Below are 19,992 nucleotides of genomic sequence, written 5' to 3'. Positions count from 1 at the left end.
CTGCGAGCCATGCCAACGAGTATTTGAGGTGATCTAATGAAAGTCTTTTTATGCCTTTTATTGATATTAATGACGGGGTGTTCACAATCCGATTCCAGCAATTCTATGTCCGAATCTTCTTATGCAGATATCATTAGTTTAGGGGATAGGGATTATGTCAACGCTTGGGAGCTGGCTTTGTTGGACGTAACGGAAATCAAAGAGATTGGGAAAGTCGACAGCGGAACTGTAATTGCTGAGGGCACACCGGTATATTCCATTCCGAGCTACCCAGATCAGGATGTGGTTGTAGTAAAAGCCAATAGTAATCGTACCGGTTTGGTATCCAACGTTACCGGTTTCCTTGTCTATGTTCGCAATGGGGGAGATGGGAAGTCTTACTACCCTGTCTTTGAAGATCAATCGGTGAGAAAGATCATAATTTATCAAGGAACTGAAGTACTTCGAGAACTTGATGGCCAAGAGGCGGATTCATTTGTCGACTTATTCGAACAGCAGGGGCCTTACAATGAATTTCAATTAGATAGGGAACCTCAATACACCGTGTTGTTTATAGGAGACAATGTCTTAGGTCATAATTATCGGATTCTGGAAAAGGATGGACAGTTTGGTCTTGCCCATATTGAGAGCAAACTGCCAGATTCGATTGCTCACTACTTTAAGCAGTAAGTGGTTTATTGAACTATCGGGAGACGATAGCATATTCACACCTAAGTCGAAGCTGCCGGCATGATCGGTGGCTTCATTACGTTAAAGGGCAGGATAACGGAATGAAACACGGAATATCTTGTATCAAAGAAGATTATTTAAAGGGGGGATTAACTTGATCAGACCTCAATTAAGAGCGGAAGTTATTATAATGCGTCAAGATGGTTTAGCCGTATTAGTTCAATGTGATAAAGAAGAATCATTTTATCGCTTCCCTGGTGGAGGTGTCGAATTCGGAGAAACTGCTTCAGAAGCTATTAAAAGGGAATTAATTGAAGAGTTTGATTTACAATCTGACATTGGCTCCATTGCGTGCTTAAATGAAAGCATTGTTGAATTTGACGGAAACAAGAGACATGACTGCACCATCTTACATTGGGGCTCAATTAATGAAGCTCACATTCAGGAATCCTTGAATCATAATGAACGAGAAGAAATAATATTAACGTGGCGCACCTTCGAGCAATTGAATCAAAAACCGTTATATCCAGAAGGCATATTGAATTTTCTAAATGAAAGAGCGAATTCTGTGTCCCATTTAATTATTAGGAAAAACTATGATGAATAATTTTGGTTTAAACAAACTAGGCACGATAAATTAATGGAGACTCCAAGAAAGATGTAATAAAGAAGCTAGTAGAGGAGTAATAACATGGATATCAATGAGAACGTTATTACCGCCGGGGACGATAGTTGAATACTCACTTATGAGGAAGCTGCCGGTTATCGGCAGCTTCATTACGTTAACGGGCAGGTTAGCGCAACCTTTCACGCTCCTCAATGGATTTGATGATACAATAGAGCGTAGATAGATGAAGCGCTGGCAGTAGTCTTTTTCATTAGAGTTAAGAGCAGTTTTGGAAGCGGTTTCCGATCGTATGGTTCCGGAAGATGCGTGGCCGTCAGCGACAAAAGCTGGTGTACTTACATATTTGGAGTGTCACATACACGAGGATCCTGGTACTTGGACGAATCTCTTCGATCCAGATCTACTCACTGTTTAAATGCAATGTTCTATAGGAGGAGTATGGAGGAGGAGTAAGGTGTGACCAAACTATTATTTGACCCAATGAAACATCCCGATTGGACCCCGCCACAAACGACTGAAAAGTATCGTTTTGTTGCCGAAAATACCCAGGATTTAGTCGGTGTCGTGGATATGGAAGGCATAGTTCTATATGCCTCGCCGTCCCATGAATTGGTCTTGGGGTTTCCGTCCAGCGAGTTTGAAGGAAATTCTGCTTTTTATTTTGTTCATCCTAACGATCTTGCGTACGTTAAGAGGCAATTCGATGACATGGTTACATTAGAATCAACGTTCGATTTTGAGTGGAGGTGTAAAAAAGCAGATGGCAGTTGGGTATATATCGAGACCAGGGGCACTCCTATATTTGATGAAAATCGCAAAGTAGTGCAATGCGTGTACGGGTCTCGTGATATTTCAGAACGAAAGAAGGCAGAAGAACTCCTTCTACGAACTGAAAAGCTTTCAATAGTAGGTCAAATGGCGGCAGGGGTTGCACATGAGTTTAGAAATCCTCTAACCTCGATCAAGGGATTCGCCCAGCTGTTACAACAAGGTAACGAAAAACCCGAGTATATTGAATTGATTCTATCTGAGGTTGGGAGATTGGAAGCTATATTATGGGGATTTGTAACGCTTGCCAAACCCCAAACTCCGAAAATGCAGGAAGTTGATGCGGCGGTTGTTTTACAACAGGTGGTGTTGTTATTCAATACACAATCCATATTAAACAACATTGAAATTATTGAAGAACACGACTCGGAAGTACCACGTATCTACTGCGATGAGAATCAAATCAAGCAAGTATTTATTAACATTCTCCAGAATGCGGTTGACGCTATGCCACACGGTGGAATCATCAAAACACAGATTCTATGCCACGATTCAGAGTTTATCAAATTTCGATTTATAGACCAAGGAAGTGGCATTTCATCGGAACGAATTAAATCCATTGGAGAACCCTTTTATAGTTCCAAAGAAAAGGGGACGGGATTAGGCCTAATGGTCAGCAACAAGATTGTCCACGAACACGGAGGGGGTATTCACATCGAAAGCACGGTCAACGAAGGAACCATTGTTGATGTGATTTTACCCATCTACTCGTCATTCCTCAAAAGCGACTAGAAGTTGAAACTATTACTATTTCACCTTCGTCAGAGGCTCTAAATGTAGCCGCACTTTTACATTAATCTTCATAGTAGACCAATGCCGATCCCATGTATCTCTGGTTATTGGTTCGGAGAAAGGTTTAGCAGTCAACCCCCCGATTTGAAGGGGGTCAATCTGTAATTTTTGCATTTGGGATAGCAAGCGGATGACATTCTCCTCCAAGTACCGTTCGATTTTTTGTGTGAGAGCAGCATATTGGAAGTTATCTTCGATTCTTGCGAGCGAATCCAATTCATCAATTCTTCCCTTCACGTCGATTTTGATGGACAGGGATGATAAATCCGGGGTTAGTTTCTTACGGGTATGCGCGCGAATATTCCCTAGCGTAACCGAGAGGTCAGGAAGGACTAAATATCGTACGAATCTGTCCCTATACAACAATTGATTGATTTGATCGTCCTTTCTACGTATCTCCGCAACCATACTGTCCCGGTCGAAAAATGCTGTACCTTCGTACAGGAACTGTTCGCCTTCCGCGCGAAATACTGGTAGCTGGGGATCGGAAACCTGAGAGTACAGCATTTTCATAAATTGGTGCAAATTGACGACGGTAATTTCGCCTTGTTTTTTCTTCTCGTAATGTTTGAACATGCGATAAAGGTAATAATCGATATTGTCTGTTTCATCCAAGTGTTTGGCGAGGAATTCATTAAAGTTGCCTTTCGTGATGACTAAGTACAACCGTTGCGAAATGTTCGGATCGGTCAGGACGGTATTGATAAGACGGGTCAGTCCCCGTTTCGCGTAAGCTTCGTCCACGAACAGCAAGCGGATTTGACCGGCTTTCAGTTCGTTATAATAGGTCAAATTAAACCCCTTATTGCCTTCATTCAATAGAGAGACCTTAAGGGTAAGAATTCGCTTCTTCTCCTTGATAAGAGGAGGGACGAGCGTACTGATTGTTATCTTTCCGTCTTCTTCTCCTCCACCCTGTATGGACCAGAAAATGATCGGCGTGATTTCTTCGATCATATTGTTTTCAGGTACGGGGACGCAACCGCATGCGAATGTCAACAATGAAAACGATAGCAACACAAGCGTTGCTCGTACGAAGCGTTTCATGACGTTGTCCTGGCTTTGCGCTTGATCGCGATCCAGACGAGAAGAGGCACTAACAGGTAAGAGGCAGATCCTGCCCACATCTGCAGTTCAAGCCAAAATGCTTGCTCGATCCCTGGCTCCCAAAACCATTTACTGATCGGAAGAGTGACGGCCATCGCCGCACAGCCGCTAACGATCAGCCCAATACGCGTAGTGCTTGTCTTCGTCTTGCCTAGAAAACGAGATGCGCCATATATCATTAACACGAACAATGCGATCGAGTAAAGGAAGCTGAACATATATGCCGAGATCAGGATAATATCGACCCTTTCGAATACAGGAGATTGCAGGTAGCGCCCCATCTCCACGTTCGGGTATTTGATGGTTGGCAAGTATTTGGAGCCGTAGAAGAGCAAGGACGCAATGGATATAAAGAGATACTCGCCGACCGAGATGGCGTTAGCGATCGTCAAATATTTTAGCATTTTCCGTTGCGGATTCAGCCAGTATGAAATAGCGATTAATAATTCAGGTCCGGAGAACGACGAAAAAACGAGCAGTAGGGATTTCCATGCAAACGGCTCTGGTCCAATAGGAATGAGAGGGTATAGATCGTGAATCGAATTTGATTGCACCAAAAAAAACGGAATATACAAAAAGAAGATCCAAATCGTTCCAATGAACACGACCGTTACGAACCGTACCATGTTTTCCATTCCAAACAGCGCCAAATAGCAGCTAACGATAAAAGGAAACACAATGTGCCATTCTCGGTCCATAGAAGGAAAAACAAATTGGTGCATGATATCGGCATAACTGACTGAAATGAAAGAGATCTTGAGCAAAAGCAGCGGCAAGCTTGCCAAAGCTAAAATTTTGATGCCTGTTTTTCCGAATAATCTTTCAAAACCCCGGTACCCTTGGGCAGAGTAGGGGGTTGCGAACCACTTGGACAGCATATATAGGCAAAATTGGGAGGCTATGCCCATTGCTACAATCGCCAACAACATATACGGTTGAACGAGGGCTGAGGGCATGACAATCATGTAATACAGCATTTGAATCCTATTAGTGAGGAAGAGCGCGTAAAAACCGCTTTCTTGATGTGAGGTTTTTCGAAACAGCGATATAGCTTGCATGGGTTCATTTACTCCTTCGGTTAATACGATACTTGTTCAAAGGACGCAATGCTTCAGGACGAATGCGCATAGCGTGTAACGGCCCTCGGACGAAAAAATCGACCCAATCTCTCCAATAAAACGGAGATACCGGCGCCAAGTAGGGCTGGTTCAAGGACGTAAGCCCGTTCAGATGGGCAAGCATGCCGAAGAGTCCTAGCAAAATGCCGGGAACGCCCAAATAGGACGCGAGAATCAAGAATATGAATTGAAGCAGTAAACTGGATTTGGTGACCAGATAGTTTGGAACGAGAAAAGTGGAAATCGCCGAAATGCCTGCCAATACGATTAGCACTTTGCTTGCGAATCCGGCTTCTACCGCAGCTTGTCCAATAACGATTCCTCCAATTACCCCCAAGTTTTGGCTCGTTTTGGTCGGCATTCTTAGGCTGGCTTCCTTGATAATTTCTAGCGTAATAAGAATAATAAACGCTTCCCAGAAGGGGGATAGTGGCAGTTTGCTGCGAGACTCGATGATTACATATAAAATTTGCAGGGGAAGCATTTGATAATGATGAGTCGTTAATGCCACGTAAATTGGAATTAGAGTAATGGAAAGAAGGAAACTGAGATAGCGTAACGGCCTCAAGAAGCTGGCTACCAACCAGCGGTTAATATAATCCTCCGGCGACTGGAACAAGTGAAACAGCGTAATCGGAGCGACTAAGGCGAAAGGAGTGTTATTTACTAAAATAACCAATTTTCCGATGCCTAGTGAATACGCGCAGGAATCCGGTCGATCGGTCTGGAGATATTGAGGAAAGATGCTGTGATAATGGTCTTCCATAAACGCTGCAACATGTGAAGAGTCCAAAAACATATCGAAGTCGATGCTGGAAAGCTTTTTTTTCGCGACCGCTACAAATTCTGGATTGATTAGCCCGTCGATGTACATAAGGACTACGGTTGTTTGGGTTAAGGAGCCGACGGAGTATCTCTCTGTTTTGAGCGCTGTTAAAGGAAGTCTTCTTCTAATCAGCAAAATGTTTTGCTCCAGCTGCTCGCTGAAACTGTCTTTTGGGCCGAACATTATTGTTTCCGTCTCTGAGGTTTCGATAGACCGGCTGAGCGAGTTGGGGAGCATAATAGCGTACCATCGCCCACGGGATGAGTCGTGAACTAGCACTGAGCCCTTCATGAGATACTGGAGGGCTTGCGCCAAATTGGATAAACGTGCAATTTTGGCGGTGGTCAGGCTCTTTTCCACCGAACCTTGGAATGATCGAACGAGGGGCTCAAGAATCGATTCGTTAAGACGCTCCTGATCGATTAAGGTACCAAGATAAATAAATGTCAAGCGAAGTCCGTCGGTAGTCTCTCGATCAATTATCTCCGCGTCCTCCATTTGGGCGAGGCGCTGCGTTAAAGCTTCTAAAGAGATTGCTGTCATTTTTCATCCCCTGAATCAACGCGCTAAGTTTTCCTTTATTATGCTATTCTTGATCGATTTTTAAACAAACGATCGGAAATCTTCGAATCGATAGAATGTAATTCACTCACCGATTCCCGATAGCTTGCTGTTATCAATGATTCCAGGAAATTGAAAATCTGAGTTACGCTAACAGGACGCGATAGCTGAATAAACACTAAGGACGAGGCTGCTGGCATGAACGGCAGCCTTTGCTAAACTAACGGGCAGGTTAGTGGAACAATTTACTTGGTTTTCCAAGGTAATGTTTCATGTAAGATAAATTAGATAGACGAAGATTGACTGATAAATGGGAGAGATAAAAACGATGGGAACGAAATTTGCGAATCTGCATGTTCGAACGGATTACCCTGCGGCAATGATGGAGATGCTCGAACAACGCTTTGTACAAACGACCGATGATAAGGCTTATTATGAATCGGAAGTTGACATAATTGATCTATACGTAAGTCGTGGTAAAGCCGCCTTGGATACATACAGGTTAAAGTCCAAAGTGTATGTCGGGGAGTTTAATGGCTGGGTTAGCTTATTGCACTCCGAGTTTACCTGGGGTTCGGTGGAGGAGTATGCAGTTTCGTTATCGCAGGATCTGAAAGATCCAGTGATGGCAGTATCGTATTTCGATGACGATATTCTATCCATAGGAGTATTCTTAAAAGGTGCGCTGGTCACACAGCATACTAGATCTTATGGAGATTATGAAATAGACGACAAAGAATTGGACATTTGGTCGTTTATTCAGACACTCGATATACAGGTAACCCCAGAAGAGGTACGATCAGCTTTATTCAGTCAAAATATACAGAAGCAGGTCGAGGGGATTGAAGAGTTATTAGGTCTTCCCCTCTGGATCGATGCGGAATGGATAGATGAAAACGACCTGGAGCATTACGAAGAAATCGTTAATCGGTTACGCTAACGGGGAACGATAGTTCAATAAACAAGTTGAAGGCTGCGGAACTAATGATTCGGCAGCCTTTATTATGCTTACGGGCAGAAAAGTTCAAACTTTCTTGTTGACTCCTTATTAATAGGGGAGTAATATGTTTCCAATTATTCTTCAGCGTATTACACATACAATCTATTTGCGAAAAAAATCGTATGGGGGGTTAATGATTGAACGATATGAACGCTCGTATAGATTGTTATTTTCATCCCGACCGTGAAGCCGCGCTTGCCTGCACAGACTGCAGTAAGTATCTATGCGAAGCCTGCTGCGACGCGGAGTTTTCAGGGCTCTGCTTCGTGTGCAGTCTAGCGGTCAGAAACAGCAATTCGCCGGTTGAAGCGCACGATCAGAAATTCCGCATTAAACGATATATCCTCGTGAAGCTTCTTGTTGCTATTATTTCCGTGACGATCAGTACGATTGTATTGGGCGGTATTCTGCATATCAGCAGTCTGCTGGCTGTCATTTGGATGGTCAGTCTCATTATCGTGGCGGTGTTAGGTACGCCGGCGTCTATCGGAATCGACTTCATGTGCAAACGCATAGCCGTGCGGTGGGTTCGAATGATCGCGAAAGCGATTCTGCACGGTCTTGCCGGGATAACGTTGGCGCTGTTGATATTCTCGTCGTGGGATTGGTTTATCCTATCGTTCGGCTGCATGAATGCGCTGGTTTATTATGCGGTATTTATTTTCTTCGAAAAACCAGGACAACCTTGATAGTCCACTTCTTCACAACAATTGGCTCTTGACAGATAATGCTTTTATCATTCAAGGCGTTTTGTTAGAAGGGCAGATAAACAAAGGAATGGAAATCCATGCAGCCGATATTCGACAGCCTGTTCCAATAACGGGCAGTTTAGCATAATGTGAACGGTTGCAACTGACGAATTATAAGAATGAAATGGGAGCGATCTATTATGACACATGCCAACCCATGTGCGGAAAACCTCTTTCCAAACCCAATGTTTTTCCAAAAAAAACATAAGTTTGAGCGTGGCAGCCTTAGTAGCTTACGGTAGCTTACCAGATGGGGCATCTTCGAAACTGTCTATCACAATGATTAATGTCTTGACTCTTGAACCTCGTTTTACACTGATGAGAGTTCGAAATGCAAATTCTATCGTAAAGCCTTGCCGGTTGATAAAAGTAAAGCTGTAGTTTTTCGCACTGGCCATTACACTTTCCTCCCCAACGCATGATGAATCCAACATTAGTCTTTGTCCATGATTGAGTGCTTGTAATGCGCATATCCGCCTAAAATAGAGGAACTGGAAACTCGATTTTGCATAATGCAAAATTAGTTTTTTATATGTGAAGATCAGATTGGGGACTTCATTTTCTCAAGTGAGCAGCACCGTTCAGCAGTCTTGGACTTTCTTGTTTCATCAAGTTTACGAGCGGTGAGATTATTAGTTACAATAAGCGATTGCTTGGAATGATTCTGGTCCGTATCTTTCCCCAACAAAAGCTGGAGGAGTCACATCAACCACTGTAAGCCAAGCGGTATAAATAAGTAGTCCAGATTCAGGAAATGGGACGTTGTAATCAAAAGCTGTTGCAGTTAATGGTTTAATTATTAATGGTGGCGGAGAACTAGTAATAAAAATTTCATTATTGACTGTTGTTGAAAAAATGAGTAGGTCTGTTGGAAGGGTTCCACGCAAAATCATTAGTCGGACACGAAGACGAAGATATATGACATCTGTATAAAATACGGGTTTTGTGAAGTAGTAATATAATAAGTAGTGGCGCGGCGCTACTGCTACTGCGCTACTGCACGCCAGCTCGGCTTTAACGCGCTTATCTTGCGCTCCTGCTTTTCTTATAGTTGCGCTTTTAATATTTTTTGGTCTTTCTGTACAGACTCTTTTTTCTTTCAGATGTTTTTGATTTTGTATAGTTATTCAATATGTAATTTTTGAATGTAACGCCACCAAGTTAAATATGCGTATTCGAGTTTGATGCAATCGATTTACACTAAGTGTTGGTCTGACTTCATTAATATGGTTTACATAATTAATGTTATGTATTCAAATTTCGCTTGTACTATTAATCATTGGATTTTCTCGGCATATCTTAATTTCACAATACAATCAAAAAAAACTCTCATTCCAAAGCGCATGTTCGCTTCGAATGAGAGTTTTTCATCTGCCTGGTTTACTCAAAATCAATTATTCCTACTTACTTGATCGAATCCAACAAATATCCGTAACCTTCTTGCTCCATGTCTTCCTTCGGAATAAACCGCAGCGACGCAGAATTGATGCAGTATCGAAGCTTCGTTGGTCCCGGACCGTCATTAAACACATGACCTAGATGCGAATCCGCATTCACACTTCGTACTTCTGTGCGAATCATGCGGTGGCTCAGATCCTGCTTTTCTTTCACATTGCCGCCTACGAGCGGTTTGGTGAAGCTAGGCCATCCGCAGTGTGCGTCGAATTTATCGGCTGAACTGAACAGCGGCTCACCGGATACGATATCTACGTAAATACCTTCACCGTTAAAATCCCAATATTCATTCTCGAATGGGGCTTCAGTCGCGTTATTCTGGGTCACTTCGAATTGAAGCGGTGTTAGCTTCTCACGTCTTGCTTCACGATCTGCCTCCGTATTCCAGTGTTTCTGGATATACGAATCACGGCCGGTTCCTTGACGGTACATGCGATAACGAAGTGGATTTTTGTGGTGGTAGCCTTGATGGTACTCCTCAGCCGGATAAAATGGTGTCGCTGCAACGATTTCCGTTGCGATCGGCTTATCGAATCGACCACTTTGTGCTAATTCAACCTTCGTTCGCTCGGCTATCACACGCTGCTCTTCACTATGGTAGAAGATTGCAGTCCGGTAAGAACTGCCGCGGTCATGGAATTGTCCGCCGGCATCCGTCGGGTCGATTTGTCTCCAATAGACATCGAGTAATTTGTCATAAGGGAAAATCGAAGAATCGAATGTAATTTGAACCACTTCTGCATGTCCTGTCGTTTCTGAACACACTTCTTCATAGGTCGGATTCTCCGTGTGACCGCCCATATATCCTGAAATCACACTGATAATTCCGGGTTGCTCCTCAAAAGGAGTTACCATACACCAGAAACAGCCCCCAGCGAAGGTTGCTTGTTCCACTTTGCCTTGAGACTTGTTTTGCGTACTACTCACTTGATCTGTCATGGTCAAGAATCCCCTTTCATCTTGTCGATTTTGCACTGTTTCTATCATATCAAAGCTGGGCCTTCATTCCAAACGACGCCATTCTCATTTATTCGCTGCTAATCATGAGAAATTTCTCACGTAATTCTCATAAAGGCTGATATCGCTATAGAACACTCGTAGTTGACTCCTAATGGTGCAAAAAGGGTGTTTTGGGAGTGTGTTATAGTGTGTAAAGACAAATGGCACCTTGAAGAGCTGGAGGGAATAAACAGATGATAGCAACTAACAAACGTTTACTCAAGAGCATCCTAAGTGTGAGCCTTTGCGCCACGATTGGATTTACGGCAGTATCACTAAGTACAGCAACGCAAGTCAGCGCTGCAACCGAGAAATCGAATGAATTGATCACTTACGGAGAGAAGTACATAGGTACCCCCTATCTATACGGTGCAGTTCCATATATGACAAATGCGTTCGACTGCTCATCTTTTACACAATATGTATATGATAATTTCGATATTTCACTTCCCCGTTCGTCTTCCGATCAATCAGCCAAAGGCAAGAAAATCGCTAAAGGTTACTTAAGTGTAGGAGACCTGGTTTTCTTCAATACCAATGGAATCGGGATCAGCCATGTTGCGATCTACGCCGGAGATAATAAGATTTTGCATAGTGCTGGCAAAAGTGTGAAGATCTCTGATATGTCTTCGGGCTATTGGAGAAATTCTTTCGTTACGGCAAGACGCGTCCTCAGTTAATCAAGCAAAGAGCCTGTTAAGATGGCATACGGATACAGTCCGCATCTCCTCTTATCAGGCTCTTTCGTCATAAGTTAGACCTACACGCGGAACAATCCGTACCCGTCGAATTGCACAATCGGTTCTTTGTCTTCCTTCAAACCTTCGCCTTGACCATGCAGCGCTACATCGACCAGCCACTTCGTGAACCCGGCAACATTCATCGTTTCCATCTCTTGCAAACTGTAGAAGCCTGCAGCATCAACTTCAACACCGTCTGGTTCCGGCTCTCCGGAAACATAATCCATTGCGAATGCGATATAGACGTTGTGAATGTTTCTTGGATGATCGCGAACGGCAACAATGTTCCGAACCTCAGCTTCCACGCCGGCTTCTTCCATAACCTCACGCCTTATCGTTTCATGAATGAGCTCGTGTTGTTCAATATAGCCGCCCGGATTCGTCCAATACCCCTTACCCGGCTCCTGAGCCCGGCGAACGAGAAGAACCTTCTCGCTCCGAACAACTAATGCGCCAACACCGACGCTGTAATTTCCCCAATGAACGAAATTGCAGCCATCAGCCGTGCAGGCTTTCCGTGGCGTACCATCCACATCTCTAACTTCCAGCGGAGCCCCACATGATAAACAGAAATTAATTCCCATAGATGAATTCTCCCGAATTGTCCGATATAGAATTGCCATAATTAGAGCTGCCGAGAAACGTTCGTCTCTTCATTCAGCTTCGTTAATCATAGCGCCAGCCGGCCTAATGTTCAATAGGGTCTATAGGTCCAATTCGAAAGTCGAAACAAGTTATTGCTGCTTCACAGTTACCGTGAACACTTTCACATCGCCAACACCGTTATTGCTTATAAAAGCGGTCAAATTCACAGATACATCACCATGACCGTGAGCGGGACGATGCAGCACGGTTCCGTTGTCCGACAACACAGTGGTGTTGCTCGAATACCAGACAATTGTACTGCCGTAGTAGCCTTTAGAAGGCAGCCCAAGCGGTTTCGTTACATATCCAGCGTTGTCTGTATCTTTAAAGATAATCGCAAGATCTGCTTTATCAGCGGCGACTTTCTCTATGCTAGTGAATTCAGCCTTTATGGTCAATGTGAACTGCTTCACATCTACTGCTGCTCCTCCAGTGATAACAGCTGTCAAGACTACGAACGTATCTCCCGTACCGGCAGCCGGACGGTGAAGCGATTTACCATCATCGGACAGTACAGCAGGTGTACTGGACATCCATTTGATCGAGGAGCCATTCACACCGTATGCAGGCAATACATCAAACGGACGAGTGACGCGACCTGCGGAGTCAGATCCGCCAAAATCGATCTGAAGTGCAGCCTTATCTGCTGCGACTCGTTGGACATCCGGCAGCTGTTCTTTAACTTTCACAATAAAGACCTTTGTCTCTCTATAACTGCCGGATTTGACCTCTGCTGTGAAAACAACAGTCGTGCTGCCAGAACCACTCGATGGTCTGACTACTTTCTTACCATCATTGGAAATAACGGAAGGCATCGTTGATGCCCAAGTCACTGTCGAGCCGTTCACGCCTTTGCTAGGAAGCTCTTTAAACGGTTGCGTGACGCTATCGATCGTGTCAGAGCCGCCGAATACGATGGATAATGCCGCATAATCTTTCTTCACCCGATCGATATCGGACATTACCGGTGCCGTGGATTTTACGATAATACGAAATGTCTTGGTTGTTACAGCGTTGCCGGAACGAATAGTTGCCGTCAAATCGATCGTAGCATCGTTATTCGATGGGCGATTAATAAGTAACCCATTACTCGCTAGAATGGAATTATTGCTGGAAGTCCAAGTAATGGCAGAACCGTTCTTACCTTTGGAGCTTAGAATGACAGGCAGCGTGACGGATTTAGCATTGTCATTCCCCAGGAACTGAATGGCCAGTGCATTCTTGTCGGCATTCACTTTCGCTAAGTCTTTCTGATACGTACTGTCGCCGTTAGTGCCGGACTCACATTCCGCTTTGAAACTGGCAATCATTCGCTTGAGGATCGCTCGTGTCCGTTCATTCTTCACTTTAATCAGTACTGCATTTAAGCGACTGACAGCGTCTTTACAAGACTGCAATTGCTGCTGGCGACTATCGTTGCCACCATTGTGGCTATTCCCATGTGCGAGTGCGGTGCTGCTGCCAAGTAGAAACATGGAAAGGACAAGCAATAATACTGTCCACTTCTTCATGAACCTCTCTCCCTACACCATAAATTAGTGAAAACGCTCACTACAGATACATTTCGTCGCCAGGGGTATGTTTACGGGGGCCGTTTAGGAATAAATTTCATTTACTGTCGTTAACTGTATGGAATTGGCGCAATTGCGAAACCGTCGTTTTCATCTACACTTCAAACGGTTTATTCGTCAAATTAGTTGCAGTTGACTAGAGATATAAAAAAAACCGCCCTTCAACTTCAAGGGCGGTTTTACGTACGTTATATAGCAAAAACATGGCTTCCAATCTTCGTTGTTATTTTACGAGTGCGAATCCATTCCGATTTGGCAGTGACTGGATTGTAATAGTACAGCGCTTCTTTTGTCGGATCCCATCCGCGAACAGCGTCCTTCGCTGCCAGGAATGCGGTGTTGTTCGGGAGCAGCCAATACTGACCATCCGCTACAGCTGTGAAAGCATAAGGCTGCATAATGACGTCGGTCAAGTTCTTCGGGAATAACGGTGATTTCAAGCGATTCATCACGACTGCGCCTACAGCGACCTGACCTTTATACACCTCACCTCGTGATTCCGAGTAGATGATTCGCGCAAGCTTTGACAGTTCAGGTTTGTTAACCGAAAGTTTCTTCAGCTTCGCCCATGTCTTAGGTCCGGCGATACCATCACTGGTAATCCCATTGGCACGTTGAAAGTTTGCAACAGCATTACGTGTCGACATGCCATATGTGGTCGTAATTTTATCTTTGTAGTAGCCGAGTGATTGCAATCGGAACTGTAGATCCGATACATCTCCGCCCTGACTTCCTGCTTTGAGTGTTGGCGCTGCTGCAGCATGTGCTTCGGTGCTGTATAACGAGCCTCCCGATAGTAGCACGAAGAATACTAGCGCTGCCGCGATTCTGTTGTGTCTTACCATGGTGTAGAAACCCCTCCATATCTTTTGGTATGAGGCTGATTGTAACACGAATCAGTACCTGTCATATGGATTAAGGGGATTTTCTAATGAACTTAAAAATCTCTCATACTGTTCAAATAGCTACTCTTGGCACATTCACACTGTTGCTCTACGCAGCAGCAAGTAGGCTGCGAATGACAGGCAAACTGTTATAGGTAAGAGAATTAAGGCAAGCTGAACAGCGGAATGGTCAACGAAGAAATTGAAGATTGCGGACCACCATTCCAAATATTTAACCACATAAAGAATAACGGTCACCACAAGAACAGCAGCGATGGAAAACACATACATCCCATTGCGTCCGAAACGACGATGAACGCTGGCACATACGAACCCCGTCATATAGAGGGAGATCATGCACGAGAAGTAGATCACGAACTCTGTAAGAATATTACCGTCCGAAATGAAAGGCAAATGAAAGAAAGATAATCTTACTCCCCAACCATCGATCACATTGCCTTCAATATAGGAGAGCAAACACAAGATGATGGAAATCCCTGCGCTAAGCAATGAAATCATAAGCATGGAGCCTAAGAAGAAATCACGCCTTCTGACACTTAGCCCCAGTGCAAAAGGGAATGTTTGTGACAACGAAACGATTCCGGCCACCATCATATAGATAAAGATCGACATCAGCCCTCCGGTAACAATCTTATCATCCACCGGAAGGAAGGCTGCAATAACCAAATTTACAAGAAAGCTGGAAAGTAGAATAACCCAAGGCAGGATAAACCAGCCCAATTTGTCTCTTGCGTACATTTTTACTACACTTTGTACCATATTCATCCTAACTTCACCTCTTTACGCGATTGATCGGTCGTCAGATAGACAATCAACTGTTGAATGGTGACCGTCGTTATGTCCAAGCCCAATGCTTCAGCTGCTTTCTGATCACTGGCAACCAAGCTGCCATAAACCGTCGCTGAGCGATAACCGCCCATCCCCTCACTGTGAATGACTTTCTTATTTGTGGTGTAGGTTTCGATTTTGGCCGTTGGACCTGTTACGGTATAAGCGCGGCCACGCAGCGAATCTGCTTCCTCATTGAGCAGCAGCTTCCCTTCATTAATGACAATGATATGTTCCAGCAATCGGCTGACTTCATCAATAAGATGGGTAGACAGAACAATCGTACGAGGGTACAACGCGTAATCCTCCATTAACCGATCGTAGAAAATCGTCCGTGCCACAGCATCCAATCCCAAGTATGGCTCATCGAATATCGTGATTGGCGCGCGGCTGGCTAAGCCTACAATAATACCGACGGCAGACAGCATGCCACGGGATAATTTCTTCACTCTGCGCTTCAATGGGAGCTTGAAATCCGCAACCAGCTCACGCGCATATGCACCATCCCATTGGGGGAAAAATAAAGCAGCCGTCTCTAATACATCCACCACTTTAAAGTTATCCGGGTATTTCTGGCTTTCTTTAATAAAACAAATTTGGCGAAGCACACGATTATTCTCATACGGCTCTTCGCCGAACACCTTAAGCTCCCCGCTGGTTTTAAATAGTTGAGCGGTTATCATATGCATAATGGTTGTTTTACCAGCACCATTGCGTCCAAGCAGCCCGTAGATCTTGTTCTCTTCGATTTGGAAGCTGATATCGTCGATTGCTTTATAGTCCCCGAACACCTTCGTTAACCGCTTCGCTTCAATTACAGTCTTCATAAGTCAGAATCATCCTCTCCTGCGGATCATATCCGTTAATTGTTCAATCGTAATGCCAAGCTTCTCTGCTTCTTGAATCATCGTTACGACATACTGCTCGAAAAATTGCTCTTTCCGTTTCTCCATCAGCTTCGCTTTAGCGCCGGTTGCGACAAACATGCCAATTCCCCGTTTCTTATATAGAATCTCTTCATCGACAAGCAGATTCACGCCTTTAGCTGCTGTGGCCGGATTGATGCCGTAGAAGGCAGCAAACTGATTCGTCGAAGGAACTTGTGTCTCCTCCGGCATGCCGCCTCCAATAATGTCATCCTCAATTCGTTCGGCAATTTGGACGAATATGGGACGGCTGTCATCGATCTTGATTCCCATCGCTACACCACCACATCGGTTATTTACTCATGTAACTAACTATATAAGCAATGAACTGTTTCGTCAAGAGCTCTTTTTCGATTTCCGCTGCTGCCTAGTGCGAACATTCGTTCCAATGCTCGGTTTACTTTGCCCTGCCACTGCTTTAAAATGAGAAATAATGGAGGTGGCTGCGAATGAATATTATCAAAATCAAAGATCGACAGGAGCTTGACCGCAGAACGCCGTCAATGCCCTGGTATATCGAGAAATTCATTAACTTTAAGCTTCCCGACCTCTCGCCTTCTTCGCTGCTTGAATATGTGCGGGATTACGATACGTTTCTTTCCTGGCTGCTTGCGGAAGGTTTGGCTGCCGGTCCTACACTTCGCGATGTAGAGCTAATAGAGCTTGAGCGACTGCATATGGACAGCATCGATCATTTCAAAATGTTCCTAGCTACCCGCCAGCAGCAAGCCAACAGCAGAACCACCATTTCCCGTAAACTCTCCTCACTCCGCTCTCTCTTTCATTATTTGAGCCAAATTGCCGAGGACGAGCAGTTTTATCCCTTATTGAAACGAAACGTGATGGCGAAGGTATCCATCAAACGAACGTCGAAGCCGAAGGACACGGCTGCCAAGCTTGAAGGCAAGCTGCTGCAGGAGCAGGAGATTGATGAGTTTATCCGCTACATTAATGAGGATTATGGCATGGAGATCGCCACAAATAAGCAAGCGCTCTATTCGTATACGAATAATCGGACGCGCGATACGTCGATTGTGAGCCTCATCCTCAACTCCGGGCTGCGTGTATCAGAGGTGTTCAATATGAACGTCGATGACATCGACATGAAGAAGCGGCTGCTGTATGTGTACCGGAAAGGTAAGAATGACGACACGTTTAAGACGCCGGTTTATTTCCGCCAAGAAGCGATGCGTGATCTCCAGCTGTATATCGCACAGCGTGATTCGCAGTACAAAGCATCGAAGAGGGAAAAAGCGCTCTTCCTCGCTATTCCCAATGGCAAGAAGGAAGGATCCCGCATGACGAAACGGGCCATTCAAGAAATGGTCATCAAATATGCCAAACGTTTCGGCAAGCCGTTTCTCTCGGTTCATAAACTGCGCCATTCCTTTGCGACCGATTACTACCTGCGTAATGATCTGTACAAGACACAGGAGCAGCTCGGTCACGCCTCACCGGAAACGACGCAAATTTACGCCCATCTGACGGACAAAACGATGGCTGAAGCAATCGACCGACCTAAGGAAGCATAATAAAATCCCCATACCGATTGATCGGTATGGGGATTTTGGGTTTAGCGGGTTCCTCGCCGAAGGATCAAATCGTACTGCTCATCGTACGCTGAACAGCCGCAAGCACATCCGCAATCGCTACTCGTTCTGCTGCAGCACTCACACGGCGGAGTTTCCACTCAACTTGACCTTCTGCAACACTTTTCCCGACCACAATCCGAATTGGGATTCCAATCAGATCGCTGTCTTTGAGTTTCACGCCAAGCCGCTCGTCACGGTCATCCAGTAGAACGTCGATACCTGCTGCCTGCAATTGCGCATACAGCCCTTCAGCTGCTTCCATCTGCAAGTTATCCTGCGTAGAAACCGGAATGAGGTGAACGTCAAATGGCGCAACAGCGTTTGGCCACATCATACCGTTCTCGTCATGATGCTGCTCAATAATGGCTGAGAGCAGCCGCGAAATGCCAATCCCATAACAGCCCATAATGATCGGGTTCGTTTCACCAGTGGAATCAACGAACTGCGCACCTAGCTTCTCACTATACTTGGTGCCAAGCTTGAACACATGACCAATTTCTATGCCGCGAATCGTCCTCAGCTCACCTTGCTCACAGCTTGGGCAACGGTCGCCTGCCTCTACATTACGGAAATCTCCGACTCGCTCAAGAGAGAAATCTCTCCCAGGAACAACATGACGAACATGATAGTCCGTTACGTTAGCTCCAGCAATACCAGCTGGCATCTGACCAATCTCCAGATCGACCAGCAATGGGATCGCAAGTCCGATAGGGCCTGCGAAACCGGTACCAGCGCCAGTAACATTTCTGACCGTTTCGGTATCGGCAAGTGTAAGCGTAACGGCTTTAAGCGCATTGAGAACTTTCGTTTCGTTAATGCTGTGGTCACCGCGCACAAGAACAGCGACGGGTTTACCATCTGCCAAATAGATAAGCGTCTTGATTAGTTCATCATGACGGATGCCGAGCCCTATAGCCAACTCGTCGATCGTTCTCATTCCAGGCGTGTGAAATTGCTCCGCAGCCGCTTGCAAGCCATCTGCAGCGTGATCTCTAGCCAAACGGTTCATGTCTGCTTCTACCCGTGCAGCTTCAAGACTTTGTGCTTTCTCCATATTCGCTGCATAATCGCAGATCCTGCAAGTTACCACATCATCCTCACCGGATTCGGCAATTGCCATAAATTCATGGGTCCCGCCTTCGCCGCCGATGGCGCCCGCATCAGCTTGAACCGCGCGGAACTCCAGCCCACAGCGCTCGAATATACGATGATAAGCCTCGTACATCGCCTGATACGTCCGATCCAGCCCCTCCCAATCACTGTCAAAAGAATAGGCATCCTTCATGACAAACTCTCTGCACCGAAGCAAACCAAAGCGTGGTCTGCGTTCATCGCGAAACTTGGTCTGCAGCTGGAATAGCGTGACCGGAAGCTTACGATAAGTCGATATCTCCTGACCGACAAGCTGGGTAATCACTTCTTCATGCGTAGGACCGAGCACGAATTCACGACCGTTACGATCCTGCAGCCGCACCAATTCCGGTCCATAGACGTCGTACCTCCCTGATTGCTGCCATAGATCAGCAGGTTGAAAAGCAGGCAGCAGCACTTCCTGTGCTCCGGTTTGCTCCATTTCATAGCGAACAATTGCTTCTACCTTGCGCAGCACGCGTCGCCCTAAAGGCAGGAATGAATAGACACCGGCGGAGAGCTGACGAATAAATCCGGCTTTGACCAACCACTTGTGACTTACGGCTTCTGCATCTGCAGGTACTTCCCTCAACGTTGGTAGGAATACTGTCTTTTGTCTCATCGTAAACACCCTTTCCCTTTACATGAAAATACGAAAAACACGCACCCATCCCTGGTTAAGGGACGAGTGCGTGCTCGTGGTACCACCCAAAATTCAGCCGCATATCATGGCGGCTCTCTTGTACGGATAACGGGGCGATCCCGGCTGCAAATACGGAAAGCAGGGTTCCTTGCAGCGACTACAAGGCAGGGCAGTTCTTGGATCTGCGGGAAGCCTTTCAGCCGGTGGGCTTCCTCTCTGGGCACAGAATGACAAGAATGCATATCCTTGATCACGGTCGTTCAATTTAATGTGATTCTA

19 protein-coding genes are annotated in these 19,992 nt (G+C 45.3%); 7 read left to right on the top strand and 12 right to left on the bottom strand.

Annotated elements, in window-relative coordinates; translation table 11 throughout:
- Positions 1 to 36 precede the first annotated feature (36 nt).
- The 3 genes from AC506A_RS05650 (at position 37) to AC506A_RS05640 (ending at position 2,857) form a co-directional block, all read left to right on the top strand.
- A complete protein-coding gene (locus tag AC506A_RS05650) occupies positions 37 to 669 on the top strand; it encodes a hypothetical protein (RefSeq protein WP_495459990.1) in 633 nt (210 codons plus the stop codon).
- 154 nt (positions 670 to 823) lie between these two features.
- Positions 824 to 1,276 (top strand): NUDIX domain-containing protein, encoded by a 453-nt coding sequence (locus tag AC506A_RS05645; protein WP_495459989.1) that lies wholly within the window; start codon positions 824 to 826, stop codon positions 1,274 to 1,276.
- A 477-nt stretch (positions 1,277 to 1,753) separates the two neighbouring features.
- The gene (locus AC506A_RS05640) at positions 1,754 to 2,857 is read left to right on the top strand and encodes an ATP-binding protein (protein ID WP_495459988.1); all 1,104 of its coding nucleotides are present in this window, start codon (positions 1,754 to 1,756) and stop codon (positions 2,855 to 2,857) included.
- 15 nt (positions 2,858 to 2,872) lie between these two features.
- Here AC506A_RS05640 and AC506A_RS05635 read toward each other — a convergent pair whose 3' ends face one another.
- From AC506A_RS05635 to AC506A_RS05625, 3 genes are all read right to left on the bottom strand, one after another.
- Complete coding sequence (locus tag AC506A_RS05635) at positions 2,873 to 3,964, bottom strand: Ger(x)C family spore germination protein (RefSeq protein WP_495459987.1); 1,092 nt, start codon at positions 3,962 to 3,964, stop codon at positions 2,873 to 2,875.
- On the bottom strand, positions 3,961 to 4,932 hold the full coding sequence (locus AC506A_RS05630) for a GerAB/ArcD/ProY family transporter (RefSeq protein ID WP_495460976.1): 972 nt from the start codon (positions 4,930 to 4,932) through the stop codon (positions 3,961 to 3,963). Before AC506A_RS05630 ends, AC506A_RS05635 begins: the two co-directional genes overlap by 4 nt.
- A 154-nt stretch (positions 4,933 to 5,086) precedes the next feature.
- Positions 5,087 to 6,511, bottom strand: a complete 1,425-nt coding sequence (locus tag AC506A_RS05625; RefSeq protein ID WP_495459986.1) for a spore germination protein — start codon at positions 6,509 to 6,511, stop codon at positions 5,087 to 5,089.
- 346 nt (positions 6,512 to 6,857) lie between these two features.
- Here AC506A_RS05625 and AC506A_RS05620 point away from each other — a divergent pair, with 346 nt between their 5' ends.
- Complete coding sequence (locus tag AC506A_RS05620; protein ID WP_495459985.1) at positions 6,858 to 7,469, top strand: hypothetical protein; 612 nt, start codon at positions 6,858 to 6,860, stop codon at positions 7,467 to 7,469.
- A 197-nt stretch (positions 7,470 to 7,666) separates the two neighbouring features.
- Entirely contained in the window at positions 7,667 to 8,218 is a 552-nt protein-coding gene (locus tag AC506A_RS05615) for a B-box zinc finger protein (protein ID WP_495459984.1), read from the top strand.
- A gap of 293 nt (positions 8,219 to 8,511) precedes the next feature.
- Here the strand turns inward: AC506A_RS05615 and AC506A_RS05610 are convergent, their stop codons facing one another.
- Together AC506A_RS05610 and msrA are read right to left on the bottom strand one after the other, a co-directional pair.
- Entirely contained in the window at positions 8,512 to 8,676 is a 165-nt protein-coding gene (locus AC506A_RS05610; protein ID WP_495459983.1) for a hypothetical protein, read from the bottom strand.
- Positions 8,677 to 9,682: 1,006 nt separating this feature from the next.
- Complete coding sequence (gene msrA / locus AC506A_RS05605; protein ID WP_495459982.1) at positions 9,683 to 10,672, bottom strand: peptide-methionine (S)-S-oxide reductase MsrA; 990 nt, start codon at positions 10,670 to 10,672, stop codon at positions 9,683 to 9,685.
- Between the two features lie 254 nt (positions 10,673 to 10,926).
- On the opposite strand from msrA, the gene AC506A_RS05600 reads away from it, so the two are divergent.
- Positions 10,927 to 11,412: a C40 family peptidase gene (locus AC506A_RS05600; RefSeq protein ID WP_495459981.1), complete on the top strand. Its 486-nt coding sequence runs from the start codon at positions 10,927 to 10,929 to the stop codon at positions 11,410 to 11,412.
- An 80-nt stretch (positions 11,413 to 11,492) separates the two neighbouring features.
- Here AC506A_RS05600 and AC506A_RS05595 read toward each other — a convergent pair whose 3' ends face one another.
- The 6 genes from AC506A_RS05595 to AC506A_RS05570 form a co-directional block, all read right to left on the bottom strand.
- Entirely contained in the window at positions 11,493 to 12,056 is a 564-nt protein-coding gene (locus tag AC506A_RS05595) for an NUDIX domain-containing protein (protein WP_495459980.1), read from the bottom strand.
- 150 nt (positions 12,057 to 12,206) lie between these two features.
- Positions 12,207 to 13,628 carry an immunoglobulin-like domain-containing protein gene (locus AC506A_RS05590; protein WP_495459979.1) on the bottom strand — a complete coding sequence of 474 codons (1,422 nt, stop codon included), beginning with the start codon at positions 13,626 to 13,628 and terminating at the stop codon, positions 12,207 to 12,209.
- 248 nt (positions 13,629 to 13,876) lie between these two features.
- Positions 13,877 to 14,533: a cell wall hydrolase gene (locus AC506A_RS05585; protein ID WP_495459978.1), complete on the bottom strand. Its 657-nt coding sequence runs from the start codon at positions 14,531 to 14,533 to the stop codon at positions 13,877 to 13,879.
- A 135-nt stretch (positions 14,534 to 14,668) separates the two neighbouring features.
- Positions 14,669 to 15,358, bottom strand: coding sequence for a hypothetical protein (locus AC506A_RS05580; protein WP_495459977.1), 690 nt, complete (start codon positions 15,356 to 15,358; stop codon positions 14,669 to 14,671).
- Positions 15,355 to 16,248 (bottom strand): ABC transporter ATP-binding protein, encoded by an 894-nt coding sequence (locus AC506A_RS05575; RefSeq protein ID WP_495459976.1) that lies wholly within the window; start codon positions 16,246 to 16,248, stop codon positions 15,355 to 15,357. Before AC506A_RS05575 ends, AC506A_RS05580 begins: the two co-directional genes overlap by 4 nt.
- Before the next feature lie 9 nt (positions 16,249 to 16,257).
- The gene (locus AC506A_RS05570; protein ID WP_495459975.1) at positions 16,258 to 16,620 is read right to left on the bottom strand and encodes a GntR family transcriptional regulator; all 363 of its coding nucleotides are present in this window, start codon (positions 16,618 to 16,620) and stop codon (positions 16,258 to 16,260) included.
- Positions 16,621 to 16,796: 176 nt separating this feature from the next.
- Here AC506A_RS05570 and xerS point away from each other — a divergent pair, with 176 nt between their 5' ends.
- A complete protein-coding gene (gene xerS / locus AC506A_RS05565; protein WP_495459974.1) occupies positions 16,797 to 17,879 on the top strand; it encodes a tyrosine recombinase XerS in 1,083 nt (360 codons plus the stop codon).
- A gap of 64 nt (positions 17,880 to 17,943) precedes the next feature.
- On the opposite strand, the gene AC506A_RS05560 is transcribed toward xerS, so the two are convergent.
- Positions 17,944 to 19,692, bottom strand: coding sequence for a proline--tRNA ligase (locus AC506A_RS05560; protein WP_495459973.1), 1,749 nt, complete (start codon positions 19,690 to 19,692; stop codon positions 17,944 to 17,946).
- Positions 19,693 to 19,992 lie beyond the last annotated feature (300 nt).

The sequence above is a fragment of the Paenibacillus sp. N22P23 genome, assembly GCF_059383735.1.
This window is presented reverse-complemented; position numbering and strand designations above follow the sequence as displayed.

Coding starts and splice junctions, on each gene's coding strand:
- AC506A_RS05580 (WP_495459977.1), bottom strand. CDS start 15,358: ATGAATATGGTACAAAGTGTAGTAAAAATGTACGCAAGAGACAAATTG.
- AC506A_RS05635 (WP_495459987.1), bottom strand. CDS start 3,964: ATGAAACGCTTCGTACGAGCAACGCTTGTGTTGCTATCGTTTTCATTG.
- AC506A_RS05560 (WP_495459973.1), bottom strand. CDS start 19,692: ATGAGACAAAAGACAGTATTCCTACCAACGTTGAGGGAAGTACCTGCA.
- AC506A_RS05630 (WP_495460976.1), bottom strand. CDS start 4,932: ATGGGCATAGCCTCCCAATTTTGCCTATATATGCTGTCCAAGTGGTTC.
- AC506A_RS05570 (WP_495459975.1), bottom strand. CDS start 16,620: ATGGGAATCAAGATCGATGACAGCCGTCCCATATTCGTCCAAATTGCC.
- AC506A_RS05585 (WP_495459978.1), bottom strand. CDS start 14,533: ATGGTAAGACACAACAGAATCGCGGCAGCGCTAGTATTCTTCGTGCTA.
- AC506A_RS05620 (WP_495459985.1), top strand. CDS start 6,858: ATGGGAACGAAATTTGCGAATCTGCATGTTCGAACGGATTACCCTGCG.
- AC506A_RS05595 (WP_495459980.1), bottom strand. CDS start 12,056: ATGGGAATTAATTTCTGTTTATCATGTGGGGCTCCGCTGGAAGTTAGA.
- AC506A_RS05625 (WP_495459986.1), bottom strand. CDS start 6,511: ATGACAGCAATCTCTTTAGAAGCTTTAACGCAGCGCCTCGCCCAAATG.
- msrA (WP_495459982.1), bottom strand. CDS start 10,672: ATGACAGATCAAGTGAGTAGTACGCAAAACAAGTCTCAAGGCAAAGTG.
- AC506A_RS05610 (WP_495459983.1), bottom strand. CDS start 8,676: ATGGCCAGTGCGAAAAACTACAGCTTTACTTTTATCAACCGGCAAGGC.
- AC506A_RS05650 (WP_495459990.1), top strand. CDS start 37: ATGAAAGTCTTTTTATGCCTTTTATTGATATTAATGACGGGGTGTTCA.
- AC506A_RS05575 (WP_495459976.1), bottom strand. CDS start 16,248: ATGAAGACTGTAATTGAAGCGAAGCGGTTAACGAAGGTGTTCGGGGAC.
- xerS (WP_495459974.1), top strand. CDS start 16,797: ATGAATATTATCAAAATCAAAGATCGACAGGAGCTTGACCGCAGAACG.
- AC506A_RS05590 (WP_495459979.1), bottom strand. CDS start 13,628: ATGAAGAAGTGGACAGTATTATTGCTTGTCCTTTCCATGTTTCTACTT.
- AC506A_RS05600 (WP_495459981.1), top strand. CDS start 10,927: ATGATAGCAACTAACAAACGTTTACTCAAGAGCATCCTAAGTGTGAGC.